The organism is Pseudonocardia nematodicida, from assembly GCF_040105385.1.
GTDB lineage: Bacteria > Actinomycetota > Actinomycetes > Mycobacteriales > Pseudonocardiaceae > Pseudonocardia > Pseudonocardia nematodicida.
In genome coordinates this window covers 900,171-917,342 of record NZ_JBEDNQ010000001.1, presented here as the reverse complement: position 1 = coordinate 917,342, position 17,172 = coordinate 900,171, and the positions used below count along the sequence as shown (strand labels likewise).

General features: G+C 71.4%; 17 protein-coding genes. 3 read left to right on the top strand and 14 right to left on the bottom strand.

The window, feature by feature from the left end; genetic code table 11:
• Positions 1-13 precede the first annotated feature (13 nt).
• Complete coding sequence (locus WIS52_RS04230) at positions 14-748, top strand: MerR family transcriptional regulator (RefSeq protein ID WP_349296741.1); 735 nt, start codon at positions 14-16, stop codon at positions 746-748.
• Positions 749-827: 79 nt separating this feature from the next.
• Here WIS52_RS04230 and WIS52_RS04225 read toward each other — a convergent pair whose 3' ends face one another.
• The 9 genes from WIS52_RS04225 to WIS52_RS04185 form a co-directional block, all read right to left on the bottom strand.
• Positions 828-1,505 carry a class I SAM-dependent methyltransferase gene (locus WIS52_RS04225; protein ID WP_349296740.1) on the bottom strand — a complete coding sequence of 226 codons (678 nt, stop codon included), beginning with the start codon at positions 1,503-1,505 and terminating at the stop codon, positions 828-830.
• Positions 1,506-1,850: 345 nt separating this feature from the next.
• Positions 1,851-2,216, bottom strand: a complete 366-nt coding sequence (locus tag WIS52_RS04220; protein WP_349296739.1) for an Ltp family lipoprotein — start codon at positions 2,214-2,216, stop codon at positions 1,851-1,853.
• 434 nt (positions 2,217-2,650) lie between these two features.
• The gene (locus tag WIS52_RS04215; protein ID WP_349296738.1) at positions 2,651-2,962 is read right to left on the bottom strand and encodes a hypothetical protein; all 312 of its coding nucleotides are present in this window, start codon (positions 2,960-2,962) and stop codon (positions 2,651-2,653) included.
• Positions 2,959-3,180 carry a hypothetical protein gene (locus WIS52_RS04210; RefSeq protein ID WP_349296737.1) on the bottom strand — a complete coding sequence of 74 codons (222 nt, stop codon included), beginning with the start codon at positions 3,178-3,180 and terminating at the stop codon, positions 2,959-2,961. Before WIS52_RS04210 ends, WIS52_RS04215 begins: the two co-directional genes overlap by 4 nt.
• A 250-nt stretch (positions 3,181-3,430) precedes the next feature.
• Complete coding sequence (locus WIS52_RS04205; RefSeq protein ID WP_349296736.1) at positions 3,431-3,805, bottom strand: nuclear transport factor 2 family protein; 375 nt, start codon at positions 3,803-3,805, stop codon at positions 3,431-3,433.
• A 91-nt stretch (positions 3,806-3,896) separates the two neighbouring features.
• Positions 3,897-4,736, bottom strand: coding sequence for an alpha/beta fold hydrolase (locus WIS52_RS04200; RefSeq protein WP_349296735.1), 840 nt, complete (start codon positions 4,734-4,736; stop codon positions 3,897-3,899).
• Between the two features lie 142 nt (positions 4,737-4,878).
• Complete coding sequence (locus WIS52_RS04195; protein WP_349296734.1) at positions 4,879-5,316, bottom strand: SRPBCC domain-containing protein; 438 nt, start codon at positions 5,314-5,316, stop codon at positions 4,879-4,881.
• Between the two features lie 444 nt (positions 5,317-5,760).
• Positions 5,761-6,567, bottom strand: coding sequence for a hypothetical protein (locus WIS52_RS04190; protein WP_349296733.1), 807 nt, complete (start codon positions 6,565-6,567; stop codon positions 5,761-5,763).
• Between the two features lie 235 nt (positions 6,568-6,802).
• Positions 6,803-7,258 (bottom strand): DoxX family protein, encoded by a 456-nt coding sequence (locus WIS52_RS04185; RefSeq protein WP_349296732.1) that lies wholly within the window; start codon positions 7,256-7,258, stop codon positions 6,803-6,805.
• Between the two features lie 303 nt (positions 7,259-7,561).
• Here WIS52_RS04185 and WIS52_RS04180 point away from each other — a divergent pair, with 303 nt between their 5' ends.
• Positions 7,562-8,902, top strand: a complete 1,341-nt coding sequence (locus tag WIS52_RS04180) for an MFS transporter (protein WP_349296731.1) — start codon at positions 7,562-7,564, stop codon at positions 8,900-8,902.
• Positions 8,903-9,037: 135 nt separating this feature from the next.
• A complete protein-coding gene (locus WIS52_RS04175; RefSeq protein WP_349296730.1) occupies positions 9,038-9,718 on the top strand; it encodes an alpha/beta hydrolase in 681 nt (226 codons plus the stop codon).
• Here the strand turns inward: WIS52_RS04175 and WIS52_RS04170 are convergent.
• The 5 genes from WIS52_RS04170 to WIS52_RS04150 all read right to left on the bottom strand — a co-directional run bounded on the left by WIS52_RS04170 (position 9,696) and on the right by WIS52_RS04150 (position 17,144).
• On the bottom strand, positions 9,696-11,249 hold the full coding sequence (locus WIS52_RS04170; protein ID WP_349296729.1) for a S8/S53 family peptidase: 1,554 nt from the start codon (positions 11,247-11,249) through the stop codon (positions 9,696-9,698). The two genes, WIS52_RS04175 and WIS52_RS04170, sit on opposite strands and share 23 nt — an antisense overlap.
• Positions 11,236-13,377 (bottom strand): DUF3892 domain-containing protein, encoded by a 2,142-nt coding sequence (locus WIS52_RS04165; RefSeq protein ID WP_349296728.1) that lies wholly within the window; start codon positions 13,375-13,377, stop codon positions 11,236-11,238. The genes WIS52_RS04170 and WIS52_RS04165 overlap by 14 nt, the downstream gene beginning before the upstream one ends.
• A 355-nt stretch (positions 13,378-13,732) precedes the next feature.
• Positions 13,733-15,505 carry a DUF222 domain-containing protein gene (locus WIS52_RS04160; RefSeq protein ID WP_349296727.1) on the bottom strand — a complete coding sequence of 591 codons (1,773 nt, stop codon included), beginning with the start codon at positions 15,503-15,505 and terminating at the stop codon, positions 13,733-13,735.
• Positions 15,506-15,814: 309 nt separating this feature from the next.
• A complete protein-coding gene (locus WIS52_RS04155) occupies positions 15,815-16,618 on the bottom strand; it encodes a MerR family transcriptional regulator (RefSeq protein WP_349296726.1) in 804 nt (267 codons plus the stop codon).
• Positions 16,611-17,144 (bottom strand): VOC family protein, encoded by a 534-nt coding sequence (locus WIS52_RS04150; protein ID WP_349296725.1) that lies wholly within the window; start codon positions 17,142-17,144, stop codon positions 16,611-16,613. Before WIS52_RS04150 ends, WIS52_RS04155 begins: the two co-directional genes overlap by 8 nt.
• Positions 17,145-17,172 lie beyond the last annotated feature (28 nt).

The following is a 17,172-nucleotide window of genomic DNA, read 5'->3' as shown; positions in this document are numbered from 1 at the left end:
ACCGGAGGTCGAAGTGGAGCGGCTGCGCCCAGTCGACCTGGCCCGTGAGCACGGCCTGTCCACCCAGGCGATCCGCAACTACGAGGCCATCGGCGTCCTGCCGCCCGCCGGACGCACATCGAGCGGCTACCGGGTCTTCGACGACCGTCACGCGAAGGCACTACGCGCTTTCCTCGCACTCGTCCCGGCCTTCGGGCACGCCACGGCCACTGCGATCATGCGTGCGGTCAACGCAGCCGACGTCGACGTGGCGCTGGCCCTGATCGACGACGGGCACGTACAACTGCGCCGGGACCGAGAGACGCTCACCGTCGTCGAACGTGCCGTGCGCGACCTCGCCCTCCAGGACACGGTGCAGGTCCCCGCTGCGGGGGACAGGCTGTTGATCGGTGAGCTCGCGCGGCAGCTGGGCCTGCACCCGGCCACGCTGCGTAAATGGGAGCGGGCCGGTCTGGTCGTGCCTCAGCGCGACCCCCGCACGAGTTACCGCATCTACACGACGGCCGATGTTCGCGACGCCCAGCTGGTTCACCAGCTGCGCCGCGGTGGGTACCTGCTCGAGCAACTCCGACCCGTAGTCGAGCAGATCCACGGCGCCGGCGGCGTCGATGCGCTGACGGGAACGCTGGGCGAGTGGCGCTGTCGGCTCTCGGGTCGCGGCCGCGCGATGCTGATTGCAGCCGCCGCCCTGGCCAGATACCTGCCGGACGCGGAGATGTTGCATCGGATGCAAGTCCGCAGCTCGTGACTGGCGTACGCGCGATAGTCGAGCCCTGCGGTAATCGCCGAAGAGGGTGGGCGAGTCCAGCCGAGGAGGGTCCGGATCATCAGTCGTCCGCCGACTCGGACAGGTAGGGGCCCTGGCGGGCGAGGAGGTAGCCGGCTGGGGGTTTGCCTGGGGCGGGAGCAGCGATGCGCATGCGTCCGAACTCGGTGAAGTCGTGGGCTCGCAGTTGTTCGGTCAGTGCGTCGAGGCTCCACAGGTAGGCCGGTGAGGCCTTGTGGTCGTAGGGGATCCAGCCGTCGGCGCCTGGGGTGTCGGTGATCTGCGCGGCAATGAGCAGGGAGCCGCCCGGCTCGATGACCCGGGCGAACTCGGCCAGGACACCCGGCAGGAGATCTGGTGGGGTGTGGATGAGGGAGAAATGAGCCAGGACGCCGGCGATCGACTGGTCGGGTGCGTCGAGGTGGAGCATGGAGCCGATCTCGAAGCGCAGGTCGGGGCGATACTGGCGGGCTATCGCGATCATGGCTGGTGACAGGTCGATCCCGTAGGCGCGTGTGCCGCCTCGGTCCAGGTGGTCGGTCCACTGTCCGGGGCCGCAGCCCGCGTCGAGTACGGCGCCGTCCGAGCCACCGGCGTGGACGAGCCCCGCGAAAGCGTTGATCATCGCGGTGGTGAGTGTGCCGGTGACGTCGTCGCCCTGGCTCACCATGCTGTCGTACAGCTCGGCGACATTGTCGTAGTCGCGACGCGTTCGCTCGACAGCCTCGTGTCCGTTCATGGGCCGGACAGTAGGGAACAGCTCTGACATCGAAGCGCCGAGCGCTTGATCCGCACCGGGAGGTCGTCCCAGAGGCGCCACATCTGGTTGCCCCGGCCGCCCTCGACCTGGGTGTTCCGACATCATCTTCTCGTGCGGAGGTGTTGCATCCGCAGTCGACCCAGGCGGGCGGTGCCGGGTGCGGCCGGACCGGCGAGGTGCCCGACCGTTACCGGATCCGTTTCACCAGCCGGTTCGTGATTGTGTCGTGGTCACCGCAGCCGAGGTCAGAGCCTCGCGGAGACGCCCGGCGGTGCGTGACAACCCCGCACAGGGTGCGCAGCCCGAGGCCGGGACCGCAGTGGGTCAGAGCCCGACCGAGTCCGCGCCGTGTGTGGCCTGCGCTGCCGTGAAGCCCTCGTACTCCAGCTGGTCGATGAGGCTTCCGCGGGAGAACGAGCTGTAGTCCATGTAGCTCTTCGCGGACTTCGCGGCTTGCTCATTCCAGTCGACGGTCACGTGGTCGACGGCGTAGGTGGCGTCGGCCGTTGAGAACTGCTCGTACTCGAGCTGGTCGATCAGGCCTTGGCGGGAGAATGCGCTGTAATCGAGGTAGCTCTCGGCGGACTTGATCGCGTTCTGCTGGCTCACCGACAGGGCGGGCGTGGCCGGCTCCGGCGGTGCCGCCGCGAACGTCTCGGGTGCGGATACCGTGGTGTCGGGTGTGGGCACCGCGGCCTCGGTCGGTGCGGTGACCGGGGCGGGCGGAACGACCGCGGGTGCGGAGGTCGGAGCCGCTGCGGCCGGGGATTCCGTGCGTCCTTCGTCGGCTCCCGCTACGCCGGCGGCGACGATCAGTACAGCGGCGCCGCCGACGATGAAGGGCCACTTCCGCCGTCGTTTCGGAGCCGGGGGCTGCGGCAGCTGCTGCGCCCAGGTCGCGGTCGGCGGGCCCCACTGCTGCGGGATCTGACCCTGCTGCGGGTACTGACCAGACGGGATGTTCTGAGAAGGGCCCTGCGGGGCCTGCGGGGTTGTCACAGTCCCTACGTCGTGCGGAGTAATCGGGTGTTGCACTTGGCGGCACTGGATCATCAGAGTTGTGGAAGCCCTGCGGCTCATCCCGCAGCCTGTCGCGGACCACTCTGGTCGGGGGAGGGGATGGTTCAGTCCAGGTCGAGTAGTGCGCGTAGTGCCCGCTCGATCGCTTCACGCTCGTCGAGCGAGATGGTGCCCTGCACATCGCCCAGCCGGGACTTCATGGTGCCCTCGAGAGTCGTGGCGAGCGCGAAGCCATGGCCTGCGAGCTCGACGGAGAGCAGGTTGCCGGGGTCCGTGTCGACGACGTGGACCGAGTAGACGATCGGCGCCGACGTGGCGTTGAAAGCGTCTGCCGACATGATCACGCGGACGAGACTCTGGCCCTTGCGAGGCAGTACGGGGGCGTACGAGCGCACCTCGCCCCGGTGGAAGCTCACGCAGAGCCCTCGGCTGCCTCGCGTTCGGAGACGGCGTCCTCGAGGAACGTCGGGTTGGCTGCGTACCACCGGGCCATGGACTCGCCGGCCTCTCGCAGCTGGTCGTCGGCCACCAGGCGGGCGAGGTAGCCAGAGGCCCCGCCTCGGGTCGTGGCCGCGCAGGCACGCACCCTGGCGGCGATGCGGCTGTCGAAGGACACGGTGAGGCGCTCTGACATGGCGGACCCCGTCTCTGGTTCGTCTGAGGTGCGAACGCGAGCGTACCCAGGTGTGCAAGGGGGTGCGCACTCACTGAGTATCTGCCTCTGCATGCCGGCCCGGTTCGCCGGCGACGTCGCGGGACTGTGCCGCGACGTCGCCACCGGGGTGCTGGCGGACTCGACCGGCACCGTCGCCGCGCTCGCGGATCTGCCGCCACGGGGCCTTCGCCGCGTTCTGTGGGCAGCCGAGGTGGTGTCAGCGGCGCGTTCAGGCTGGCGGCCGGGTGAACTCGTTGCGCAGCTCGACGATCCGGTCGTCCGGCCCGATCGTCGCGTGCTCCACACCGGCGACGGTGATCACCGCACCACCGGCCGTGCGTGCCGCGCACACCCACTCCGCCCGCTGCCGTCCGTCGGTGAGGACGGTGGTGTTCCAGAAGTGCTGGGACGCGACGTGGGCGTTGACGTAGCCGCGGTAGAACTCCCGGATCGCCTCGGCCCCCCGGATCGGGGTGTCGTCGATCTGCACCACGGCCTCCGGCGCGAACACGTCCAGGAGCTCGTCCATCGCGGTGTGGTCGGCGATCGCCCGATCGGATGCGGCGAGGTAGCGGTCGAGCGCCAGGGGTGGTGTCCGGGACATGGGGCGTCCTCTGCTCCTCGGGACGGGGTCGGCAGGAGGAGGCGGGCGACGCCGGGCGTGGGTGCCCACCGCCGCCCGCCTCCTGTCCGTACTAGCGGACGAACGACAGGAGCGCGGCGTTGACCTCGTCGGCGTGCGTCCACAGCAGACCGTGCGGTGCGTCCTCGATCTCGACGTACTCCGCCTCGGGCAGCGCCTTGTGGAAGCGGCGCGCGGTGGCGTCGATGGGGAGGATGTTGTCGGCGGTGCCGTGCAGGATCAGGGCGGGCTTTCCGCTGGCGCGGACCGCCTCGACGTCGGCGCGGAAGTCCTCGATCCAGGACGGGACGACGGCGTAGGCCGCCACCGGGGCGCTGGAGACGGCGACGTTCCAGCTGCCGTCGACCGCTTCCTGGCTGATCCGGCTCCCGAGGGTGTCGTCGAGGTTGTAGAAGTTCGAGAAGAACTGCGTGTACCAGGCGTAGCGGTCGCCCTTCGCCGCGGCCGCGATCCCGTCGAAGACCTCCCGGGGCAGGCCGTCGGGGTTGTCGTCGCGGGCCACCAGGAACGGTTCCAGCGAGGCGAGGAACGCGAGCTTCGCCACGCGGTCGTGCCCGAACCGGGAGACGTAGCGGGCCAGCTCGCCGGTGCCCATCGAGAAGCCCACGAGGATCACGTCGCGGAGGTCGAGGGTCTCCAGGACGGTTTTCAGGTCGGCGGCGAAGGTGTCGTAGTCGTAGCCGGAACCGACCTTCGACGACCGGCCGAAACCGCGCCGGTCGTAGGTGATCACGCGGAATCCGGCGGCGAGCAGCTCACGGGTCTGCTTCTCCCAGCTGTGACCGTTCAGCGGGTACCCGTGGATGAGGACGACGGGCCGGCCCGAACCCTGGTCCTCGTAGTACAGCTCGATCGGCGTGCTGTTCTCGTGTCCTACGGGGATGTATCCCATGGGTTCTTCCTTCGTGAGGAACAGGGACACCGCGGGTCCCTCGACGTCCGCGGGTCCCCGTCGGCTGATCGGATGCTCGAACCTACGGAGCACGTCGGCGGTACCGCATCGGCCGCCGTATCGGTCGGACGACCGTCCGGCGCTACGCCGGTCCTGACTCCGCTCGCGCGGCGAGGGCCGAGTTCATCGCGGCGAAGCCCGCCTCGGCCGGACGCAACATCCCGCCGAGGAGCGGTACGAGCAGTCCGGTGAAGCGCTCGGACTGGGTGAACCGGGTCGTCTCCGGAGTGAGCGGTTCGAGCTCGAACGAGTGTGCGCCGTCGACGAGGCCCGGGATGGGCAGCCGCCCGAGCCACGCGAGACGCCGCCCGGGTTCCACCGCGGTCACGGTGGGCCGGAAGCTGTTCGGCTTCCCACCGGGCGGGACGATGGTGACGGCGAGCCGCGACCCGAGGGTCAATTCTCCGTCGAGCTTCGTCATGAAGGGGTTCCACTCCGGATACGCGGCGGTGTCGGTGAAGATCGCCCACACCCGGCCCGCGGGTGCGTTGATGTCGATCGAGTGCTCGAGGTGGAGCATGGTCGTCCTCTCCGTGCGGATGTGAAATGCGTGCTCGTCAGCCGGCCGTGCGATCCGCGGACGAGGGCGTTCGGTGGTCCCGGAGACGAAGCGGGCCAGCGGCCCTGCGCCACTGGACACCCTGCCGTCGCGGCACAGTCAAGATGTCCGAACCGGCAGCTACGGATCCCCGGCCACGGGATCAGTGCACCGCGCGCCGCCGGGCCGCGGTGCGGGCATGACCGGTCCGCGCCGTCGCGACCTGCCCGTGGTGGAAGTGGTGGCGGGGGCAGATCGGACAGCGGGCGGGGCGGGAGCCGGCGCGCAGGCTCGGGCGGGAGCCGGTGCCGTTCGCGGGCGACCACGTCGGGTTCGCCGCGGAGCCGGCGCGGTTCGCGACGGAACTGGCGGCCGTTCAGTCGGGAGGCCGGTCCGTGGCGGTGCCGGACATCGCCGCCCCGGCTCTCACCTGTGGTGCGGGACGGGGACCGGAGGTTGTCCGTCGGCGCAGTTCCTGACCGTGCCGGGCCCGCGGAAGTCGACGTTCACCGCGGCGACGTACTGCCCGTCGACGGTGCGGAGCCAGCTGGCGCTGCGCTCGCCGGTCTCGGTGGAGGTCTCCCGACCGACCTCGCCGCACTGGATCCGGACGTCGTCGGCCACCAGTAGCCGCCCGACCGGTTCACCGGCGGTGGACGGTGCGGGGCGTAGTGCGACGCCGTCCGGCGCCACATCGACCCGGGCGGTGGCGGTCCACGGTCTGATCGGGGCGGGGGCGGGCGGCGGCTTCATGCTGACGGGGTCCGGTGCCGGCGGTCGTGAGAGGGCCCAGGCCGTCGCGCCCAGGGCCCCGAGCAGGACGGCGGCCGCTGCGGCGGCGACCGTCGCCGACACGACGGGCCGCCGTCGCGGTCGGGCCGGCTGACCTCCGGTGGCGATCGGCGGCTCCGCCGCTCGGGCGGTAGCGGGAGTGGGGGAGGCGGCGACGGCGTGCTCGTCCGCCGGTCCCGGCTGGTCGGTGGCGGTGGAGGCGGTCGGCGAGTCCCCGGTCGGGCCTCCCCGCCTGGGCGCGACGAGCGCGTCGGCGCGTTCGGCGTCGACGCCGAACATCACCGGGAAGCGGTGGGCGAGCCGGCGGTACAGCCTGGCGGACTCGCCGGCAGCGGCCAGGGCTTCGTCGTGACGGCCGCGCTCGTCCAGCCGGGCGGCGAGGTTCTTCAGCTCCGCGGCCCTCTCGGCCATGGCGATGTGGTCGACACGGTCCTCGATCACGGCCGCTCCTTCCGCCGACTCCCCTTGGCCACCTAAACACGACGGGCGACAGATCGCGCACGAATGTCCGTTGCGGGACTTCCGTGCATTTTTGTGCGAGGGGCGCGGCGATCCGAGCTCCCGCTGACAGAACTGTAGCGAGTGGGGACTGTCCCGTCTCGGATGTGCGGGAGGCTGTCACCTATCCGGTGACATGAACGGATCGAGCCGGATCGTCGTGCATTCCACGGACCGATCAGCGACGGACCGTACGGACCAGTTCGGCGGTGTCGTGTCGACGGAACCAGGCCACGAGGCTCACCAGGACGAGCGTGATCGCCGGGATCGCGACCAGTTCCGGGTCCTGGACGGCGGTCAGGGTGGTCGCGCCGATGGTGAGAACGGTCAGGCAGAGAGCGGCGAGCCCGCAGAGGCGGGGGACGAGCAACGCGATCGCCCCGGCGAACTCGAGCCAACCGACGATCACCATTCCCGGAATGCCCAAGCCGATCAGGTCGAACGGAGCGACGGCGATCGGATCTCCCATCATCTTCGGAAACGCGATGAACGCGAAGACGAGCGCCAGCACCACCTGGACGACCCACAGCGCGACGCCGGCGGCGCGATTCCGGCCGGATGTCGATGTTGCTCTCGTGGTCATGGCTGATCCTTCTCCCGCGTGCCTGGAGCCGCTTTCCGGGTGTTGCGTCATGCAGAGATCAGACGACGTGACGCCACGGCATACTCAAGCCGGGGGCGCCGTATCGTGACGTGGATCACGGCGCGGTGGGGGTCGTCGGCGCTGGTAGCCTTCCCGCCATGTCTGCTGCCTCGTGCGCCGCTGTCACCCGGACGTCCCGCTAGCGGCGGGGCGTTCACCTCACACGGCTTCTCGACGCCCGCCGCTTCGTGATCATCTCGGAGCGGCCTTCCGTGCTGCTCCGACTTCCCTCCGAGCGACGGAGCACTGGTGTTTCCTCGAACTACTTCCCGTGCATGGCTCGTGCTGTGCGCGATGTCGATGCTGCAGTTCTTCATCGCGGTCGACGTGACCGTGGTGACCATCGCGCTGCCCTCGATCGGCGCCGACTTCGGCGTCTCCGGTGGCGCACTGACCTGGGTCGTCGTCGGCTACACGGTCACCGGCGGCGGGCTGCTCATGCTGGGTGGCCGGCTGGGTGACCTGCTCGGCCGACGGCGGGTGCTGCTGCTGGGGACCGGCGTGTTCGGTGCCGCGTCCCTGCTCGCCGGCCTGGCCCCGACGTTCTGGGTGCTGGTGCTCGCCCGGCTGCTCCAGGGCGTCGGCGAGGCCATCGCCCTGCCGGCCGCGATGGCGGTCATCGTCCTGACGTTCCCGGAGGGCCCGCGGCGGTCGCGGGCGCTGGCAGTCTGGGCGGCGGTCGCCAGCTGCGGTCTGGTGCTCGGGTTCGTGCTGTCCGGCATCGTGACGGCGCATCTCGGCTGGCGGTGGATCTTCCTGATCGCCGTCCCGTTCATCCTGGTCGTGATGCTCGCCGCGATGGTCCTGGTCGACGGTGATCGGCCCGCGTCCGGCGGCTCGCGAACGCTCGATCTCCCGGGTGCCGTGCTGCTGACCGCGTGCCCGCTGCTGTTCACCCTCGCCGTCGTCGAGGCGGGTGAGGCCGGCGGTTCGGCGTGGGTGGTCGTCCCGGCACTCGCCGGTGCGGTCGCGGCCGGATTCGGGCTGGTCCGCGTGGAGGCGCGCTCCCGCAACCCGCTGCTGCTCCCGCGCTTCTTCCGGAACCGGAGCCGGGTCGCCGCCAACGTGACGACGATGATGCTCAGCGGCGCGCTGTCCACGTCGTTCCTGCTGTTCACCTTCGCCCTGCAGGACCGGCTCGGCTACGAGCCGATGGCGGCGGGACTGATGATGGTGCCGCTGGCGGTGGCGCTGATCGTGTTCTCGATGGTGGTGCCCCGGCTGATCGGCCGGTGGGGCGCGCGTGCCTGCGCACTGGCCGGGCTCGGCTTCACCGCGGCCGCCCTGGCCGTGATCGCGGTCGTGTCCACCGTGGAGGCCGGTGGTGCGGCGCTGGTCCCGGCGATGCTGCTCGTCGGGGCCGGGATGGGCTTCGGTCTCGTCGGCCTGCAGTACATCGCGGTGAGCGGTGTGACCTCCGACGACGCCGGCATGGCCTCCGGCGTGCAGCGCGCCGCCGACCAGCTGGGCGGTGCGCTCGGCGTCGCGATCTGCATCGGGATCGGGTTCGCCTCGGGACTGCACCCCTACGACGCGTTCCTCGTCGGCGCGGGACTCGCGGTGGTCGGGCTGGGTGCGGGCACGGTCGTCGCGTGGCGGATGCCTGCGGCGAGCGCGGCGGAACAGCCGGCCTGACGGGAGAGCGACCGCACCCCGTCGGCCCGGGACGATCCCGGGTCGACGGGCCCCGTCGATCGACAGGTTCGGCGTGCTGCGCGCCGGGCACACCGTCGGCGTCCGCGCAGGGTGTGCCGAGGAGAGGAGCAGGTCGTGACGCATGCCGAGAACGTGGTGCTGGTGCACGGCGGGTTCGTCGACGGTTCGGGCTGGGAGGGTGTCTACCGGCGGCTGACCGACGACGGGTTCCGGGTGAGCGTGGTGCAGAACCCGACGGTCAGCCTGGAGGGCGACGTGGCCGTCACCCGGGAGGTCCTCGACGATCAGGACGGCCCGACGGTGCTGGTCGGGCACTCCTACGGCGGCGCCGTCGTCACCGAGGCGGGCACGCACGACGCGGTGTCCGCCGTCGTCTACGTCGCCGCGTTCGCCCCGGACTCCGACGAGTCGGTGAACACCCTCATCGCCGACCCGCCGCCGGGGGCACCCGTGCCCCCGATCCTCCCGCCGCGCCACGGCTTCCTCCACCTCGACCGCGACAAGTTCCCGGACTCGTTCGCCGGGGACCTGCCCGCGGAGAAGGCCGCGTTCATGGCCGACTCGCAGGTGCCGTGGGGCGTGGACGCCCTCGGCGGCGTCGTGTCCGAGCCGGCGTGGCGGATGCGGCCGAGCTGGTACCTGGTGACCGCCGACGACCGGATGATCCCGCCGCCCGCGCAGCGGGCCATGGCCGAGCGGGCCGGGTCGACCGTCTCGGAGACGCCGGGGAGTCACTCGATCTACGTGTCGAATCCCGACGTGGTCGCGGACGTCATCCGGGCCGCCGCGGCCTGAGCGAGACCGGTCGTCGTCCTCGTCCCGTCCGGAGCCCGCGCCAGGCGGTCCGGAGGGGGGTGAGCCCTCCGACGCGAGCCGTGATCGATGTGCCGTCGAGGCGGTTGCGCGCGGTACAGGTGATGCCGAGGACGAGCCCGGACATCGGTACCGGGCAGGTCCATCCGGTGCTCCCGTCGGACCAGACCGGGTCGAGGAGCGCGGGATCGCCGTCGGGAACCGCCTCCGCGCCGAAGGACAGTCCCGTCCGCGATACCCGGAGGTCCAGCCTGCGGCTTCCCCCGCAGGCCACGTACGCATCCGGTACCCCGGCTCCCACATCGGGCAGACCGGACGTGGCACCGGCGCCGAACAGCCTCGACAGGACTCCGGCCCGGTCGAGATCGGGGTAGCGCGACCGGACGAGGCAGACGATGCCGCCGATGATCGCGGTGGCGAGCGAGCTGCCACCCAGGGTGGTCGGCAGCGGCTCGCCCGTCATGGAGTGCGTCGGTGTGTCACCCGGGACGTTCAGGGCGACGACGTCGACCTCGGGCCCGTAGGCGACCACGGACTCGACGGGATCCGCCGGATCGGGGTACCGGCGCGGCGGGTCGGCCGCCGTCGTGCCGCCCTGGACCAGGGTGGCGCAGACGACCTCCGGCATCCGGGCCGGGAACACCACGAACGGCACCAGCGTGCCGGCCGCCGCGACGAGCACCGTGTCGGTGTTGCGGCTGATCGACTCGATGACGGCTCGCACGAGTGGTGAGTCCGTCGCGAAACCGAACGGCATCATGATGACGTGCGGATCGTGCTGGAGCGCGAGGGTGAGACCGTCGACCACGCGCGTGATGTGGAACGGGGAGAGCACGACGCCGTCGGTGATCCTGACGGTGACGAGGTCGCAGCCCCAGGCGATCCCCGCGTAGGGCATCGGATCGGTCGCCGCCGACAGGCCACCGGCGGTGACACCCGCGATGCGGGTCCCGTGGTTGCAGATCGGCGTCGAGCCGGTGCCCGTCGCATCGAGCACAGCGACGGTTCTCGGGGGCGCTGCGCCTCCCTGGAAGGTGGAGACCAACGTCGACTGTGGGTCGACCCCGGTGTCGAGCAGCGCGACGCGCACCCCCTCACCCGCACTCCGGCCGGCGCCGGAGAAGAGGTTCCAGGCATCGAGGACACCATGGCGGACGAGGGCGGTCGCGAGGCGGGTGCTCGGTCCGCCGGGCGGCGACCAGGCGTCGTCGCCCGCGTTCGGGGTGTAGGTCGGCGCGGCACAGCCGACGCCGGCGGCAAGCTGGAGCGTGACGAACGCCGGCTCGATCGACTCGATGACGCCTGAGTCCTGAAGCATCCGCACGTTCCGCGTGTCGTTCGTCGGGAGACGTCCGTGGAACCAGCCCGCCTCGACGTCCGCGGCGGGGACCTCGATCCGCTGCGGATCCACGAGGATGTCCTGCGCCGTCCGGGCCGATCGTGGGTGCCGGATCGAGACGACGACCTCGGCTCCCGGCGACCGGACGTCGTCGGTGGACTCAGGTCTGGTCATGGCAGACGGGCACTTCGCCGAGGTTGTCGAGAGTCGTGCTGTTGGGGTTGGTGGTCAGGTAGGGCGTACCGCTCCTCGACCTCCGTACGACGAGCTTGTTCCGGCCGGGTGGGCCTGCGGACTCGATGAGCAGCACGAGATGGCCGTTCTCCACGAGCTCGATCGCGGAGTCGAGGTCGAGCCGGGTGTGGACGTCGTTGGCGAGCCGGATCTCCAGCGCGTCGATGCGACGGTCCGGGCTGCCGGACGGGTCCGGCACGCGACAGGTGACCACCCCGACCGGGGCGGTGACGTCCGAGTCGTCGTCGTCGATCGCCCGGAACCCGACGAGAACCACCAGGTCCGGCCTGCTGCGCAGCGCCTCTCCGTGATCCGTGGTGGACGAGGGGAGGGTGGTGACGCCACTCGTGGTCACGGCGTCGTCGTCGCGGCTGTCGGACGTCAGGGCGGCAGAAGCGCTCAACGGCACCACCTTCTGGATCAGGCCCGAGGTCTGGGCGTCCGCGGTGACCGCAGCAGCGGCCGCTGTGGTGGCGGCGTCGGCGACACCGTCGACGATCGCCCGGACCGCCAGGACGGCGCCGACCCCTGTCAGCAGGTGCAGGGTCGGGGCCACGACGGGGAAGATCGCGCCGACGACCGGAACGGCACCCAGTAGCGGTGCGACGGCGGGGGCTGCCACGGCGGCGACCACGAAGGCCCACCACTTCGCCGTCGTCCGGCTCCTCGTGAACCGCCGGAACCTGGGCGTGATCACCAGGACGTTGTCGCTCCCCTTGCGCCCCAGGGAGCCGGCGAACGTGATGCCGAGCTCCAGGTAGCTCCGCACCTCCACGGCTCCGCCGATCGGCGCCGTGTCGACGGCGACGGCGATCTGTATCTCCTGGCCCGTCGACTGCCGGACTCCGCTGATCGTCGGGACCGCCGTACCGTCCGAATAGGGCAGCGTCGCGCTGGACAGGCCTGCGCCCGGGGGTCCGGACAGCGATCCGGGCCCGGCCCCCAGTGACTTCTCCACGGATTCGGCGACCATGGACAGCAGCGCGGCGTTGCCGACGGTGACCGCCATCGCCCCGGTGCGGGAGAGGAGCGAGGAGGCGACCATCTGAGCGGGATCCTGGGACTCGACCTTCGAGTCGTCGATCAGGGCCGGGTCGGAGTCCGGGTTCTCCACGTCGTTCATGAGCAGGACGAAGCCGTTCCCGGTGGCGGCGACGTCGACCTGCTGCGGCGCCTCGCCGGAGACCAGGACCGCCGTCGTCGGCCGGTACAGCATGAACTCGCCGGGATCGGTCCCCGATCCCGGGCCGCCGCCGAGTCCGGCGAGGAGGGCCGGGCCGGCCGACGACAACGCGCCCTCGAGCGCGCCCACCAGCTGCTCTCGCAGGAACCGGTCGAGCGTGGCCACCTGGGCCGGCGAGGCGCCCACCATCTGGGCGATCCCCTCGGCCAGGTCGATCAACGCGAGGAAGAAGAGGTTGCTGTCCACCACGGACGCGTCGACGACGGCGGCCCCGATACCGGTCGTGCCGATCAGGGCGACCGGTACGTCGTGCGCGAGGTTGCCGCCGGTGGGCGGCAGATCCGGGTCGATCCTGACGGTGCGAGGCGCGGCGAGGAGATCTCCGTCGAGCCAGAGGAGTCCCTCCACCCCGAACGTCACGAGCTCCTTTCCCAGACCGGCGCCCAGGACGCGGTCGATCGCGTCGGACAGGGGTTCGGTCACTCCCAGCGCGGGGATGGAGATCGAGCCTGCGACCAGCAGGGCGTCGAAGCCGATCCGGAAGGTCAGCTTTCCGGGGTACGCCGGTCTGGTGTAGGGCAGCGTCTTCTTCCCGGTCCTGGTCTGGACGCGGTAGCCGTCGGCCAGTCTCTCGATCTTCGTGCCGGGCAGTCGGCCGTAGTCGGGATGCAGGCTCGTGTAGGCGGACTCGATCGTCAATGCGATCTGGGCGTCGACGGTCAGCGTGAACAGCTCCGATCCGCCGGCGATGGTGCTCGGCAGGCTGACCGGAAGCTCGAACGTGCTGAGCAGCGAAGGCGGTAGTTGCAGCCGGGTGAGCACGGTGAGGAGATCGGAGCTGATCTCGACGGCCCGGTCGAAGTTGCCGTGCGATCGTTCACTCATGGGATCACCGGTGCCGGGCTCGTGGTCGGTGGTCGCGAGGTGCCTTCACGAGGATGGACTCCCATCGGTCGTGAACCCCGGCCGACGACAGCTGGGGTCACCGTCCCGACGTGGCGTTCTGCCGGTCGCCGGGTCCCGCTGGTGACACCCTCGGACACACGCTTCGCCGCGTTACCCGGCCGTGCCGCCGCCCCGCGCAGGAGTTCTGTCACCGGCTCGCCGGTCCCGCCGGGCGGCCTACGAGCCTGAGCCGTTCGCCTGAACGCCTCGATCTCGACGTCGTCCTGGAGGCGTCGACCGCGCCTGGGCCGGATGTGGGGCATCGGGGACGCCGTGTCGGTCCTCGCCGGAACCGTCAGAACGGCGGCGGCATGTCCGGGTCCACGACGACCTCACCGGGGTCCGCCGGTGTCTCGTCCGGAGGGGCCGCGGGTGCGGCCGGTGGTTGGGGTAGTGGGTCGGTGAAGGGTGTGTAGTCCTTGGGGTAGGTGGTGCGTGTCCAGCCGCAGGGGCTGATCCATTCCAGGCCACCGTCGGGCAGTGAGATGGCGTGCCAGCCGGGGGCGTCTTTCAGCTTGTGGGTCCCGGTACAGAAGCCGTGCAGGTTCTCGGCGCTGGTGTGTCCGTGGTGGCCGCCGCCGAAGGGGATGTGGTGGTCGAGCTCGCGGATGTCGCGGGTGCAGAGGGCTCCGCGGCAGTGGCCGTCGCGGGCGCGGACGTGGTCGTCGAGGTTGGCCGGGGGCGCGTAGGTGCTGCGCCCGTAGTCCAGGCACTGCCCGGTGACCGGGTCGGTGACGATCCGGGCGAGCGATCCGCCGGCGGCCAGGGCGCGGGCCGTCACTGCGGGGATGGGTCCGTGGCCGGCGAGTTCGGCGGGGCGCTCGGAACCGAGCAGGGTGTCGAGGCCGACCACGACCTGGATCAGGGGTTTGCGCCCGATCACGGTGTTCGGGTCCGGCTTGGTGGCCAGGGCCTGGGCGACCGCCGCGGCGATCACCTCCCGCGAGACGATCGCCGCGGGGGCGGCAGGCGCGGTACCGGTCTCGGACTGCCGGGCCTGTCCGGTCGTGTCCTGGCCGTTCGTGCCGTGGGCGCCGGGTCGTGTGTCGGGCTGTGCGGTGGTGTGGGTTCCGTCGTCGCCGCCGGAGTGGTCGGCGGCGTCGGGCGGGACCGGGGTGCCCTGCGCCGCGGCGAGCACGCTCGCCACCGCGGACTCGACCGCGCCCAGGTCGGTGACCGACATCGTGCCCTGCAACAGGTGGTGGGCGATGTCGACCCGGCGCTGGTCCAGGGTGCGGGTGTCCTGCGTACCCAGCGAGCGGGCCATCCGGTCCACACACCGCCAGGAGGCTTCGGTCTGCTCGGCGGTCCCGGAGATCCACAGCGATCCCATGCCCTCCTCACCGCGGCTGATCGACATCCGCCGGTCGGCCTTGGCGACGGCATGCCGGCGTTGGGCCCCGTCAGGGTCGAGGCGGGCGATGGCGCGCCGGATCCGGTCAGACAGCTGACGGCGGGTCACCTCCCCGGCACCGGGCAGCACGGCCGCTTCGACTTCGCGGGCCTGGTCGTCGGAGAGCACGGTGGTGGCGTTGGCGATCTGGTCGGCGCGGCGTTCGTCGATCCGTCCGGCCTCCCACGCGGCCAACGTGGCGGGCAGGACGTCGGTGAACCGGCGGGCGCGCGCGATCATCGACAGGGCTTCCTCGCGGGAGACCGAGAACACGAAGCCGATCTGGTCGGGCAGCCAGCGCGAGACCGGGGAGATCGCACGGGGGTCGGCGTCGGGCGGGGCGGCACTGCTACCGGGTGGGTGACGGGCGGCGAAGACCCCGACCATCCGCATCGTCACCGCCGAGAAACACTCCCGGAGCCGGGCCGCGCTCTCGGCGAGAGTGAGCAAGTCGGTATCGGTACACAACTGCGCGGTGGCGGCGGCGGTGTGGACCTGCAGCGCCAGGCCGGGCCCGACCGGGGTGTCGGGCAGCGCCGCGAGCCCCCACGGCTCGTCGTGCTCATCGAGTTGGTCGCAGAGTTCCCGGCACACCGACGGCGGCCAGCCATGCGCGCACAGCTCGACCGGCACCGCCGCCAGGACGGCCTGCCCGCCATCGATGTGGTCGCTCATGCGTTCGATTATAGGGCTTGTGAGCTGCGGTTTCCGGTCTTTCGGCGCGTGAAACCGACCGCTTGGCGACCCCTGATCGCAAGTATGGGTGCCCGCACTCGAACGCGGGCGGTCAGATCAGGCGTGAGGGGCACACCAGGGCTGTCGCTACATGATCGAACTACCCTCAGGTGCCCCTCGTGTGGTCTTGGGCGCGCAACATCGCGAGTCCCGTGGAGAGACGGGTCGTTCGGGATGTCCGTGGAGCCGGTGTCGTGTCGGCGACGACCGGGGCGGGGTGTCGGCGACGGCCGGGGTGCCGCGCCGTGGCTACTGCCACGTCGCCGTGTCCGGGTCGATGCCGTGCGCGCGTGCGTCGGCGTCGACGATCCGGCGGAACCAGGCGGCGAGGCCGGTGCGGACGCCGTCGTAGTGCGCCGCGAACGCGAGGTCGGTCTCATAGGTGCGCGCGAGGCAGACCTGCATCTGCCTGGTGAGCGGGAAGTACGCCGCGAACACCTCGCGGTGCCGCTCGACCAGCCGGTTCGCTTCCGGGCTGCCGGGTACGACCCCGGCATCCATCGCCTCGGCGAGGGTGCGGTCGAGATCGGCGACGGCGTCGGCGACAGCCCGCCACTCCGCCGGCCCGCGTGCGGCCGAACGTTCCGCGTACTGCTGCCACTGCGCCGTGTGCCCGTAGCGCTCACGGGCCTCGGCGGGCCAGGCCGGGTCCCACCCGGGACCGAAGATCGCGGCCTGCTGCTCGGCGGTGAGCAGCAGACCGCGCTCGTGGGCGTCGATCATCCGGTCCAGCCCGGCCCCGAGCTGCTGCAGGCGGTCGATCCGTTCGGCGACCAGGGCCCGCTGCGCGCGCAGGGCGCCGGGCACGTCGGTGGCCGAGTCGTCGAGCACCGCCCGGATGCGGTCCAGGTCGAGGCCGGTCTCCCGGTAGACGACGATGCGGTGCAGGCGGTCCAGGTCGCCGGCGGTGTAGAGCCGGTACCCGGCGGGTGTGCGCAGCGACGGCGTGGCCAGGCCGATGTCGTCCCAGTGGTGCAGGGTCCGGACGGTCACGCCCAGACGCGCCGCGGCCCGGCCGACGGTCAGGCCGTCGGCGTCGGTGACATCAGGCATGCTCCCCATTGTCGCCGCGACCACTCGGCGGGCTGATCCCGATCGCCGCCAGGTTCCGTGCCTCCTGAGTGGACGGATCGAGGACCTTCGCCGCCGTCAGGACGACCCGTGCGTTCTCCGGGGTGACCACCTCGACGTCGCGGGTGTTCCAGGGGGTGTCCCGCGGGCCCTCGACCGAGCCCGGCCGAACCGCCCGGCAGGACGCGACGAGCGGCTCGATCTCGCCGAGCACGCACGCGAAGCTGACGCTCATCGCCGGTGGCTGCTCCGGGGCGGTCCCGGCCGCGACGAGCAGTACGTCCTGGAACGCCCACCGGCGCAGGTGCACGAGCGTGCCGGGGACGGCGAACAGCTCGAAGAAGCCGAGGCCGCGGACCCAGAAGTCCACCGACGTCGCCAGGTCGACGGTCGGGATCGTGACGAACGCGGGTATTCCGTAGATCCCGCGGAACGGCTCCGGCGCCACCGCGTCCGGGCCGGGGGCGGGCACGGGGCTGATCGCGAACGCGTCGTAGTACTCGGTCATGACCCACAGCCTGGAGCCTCACGCCGCG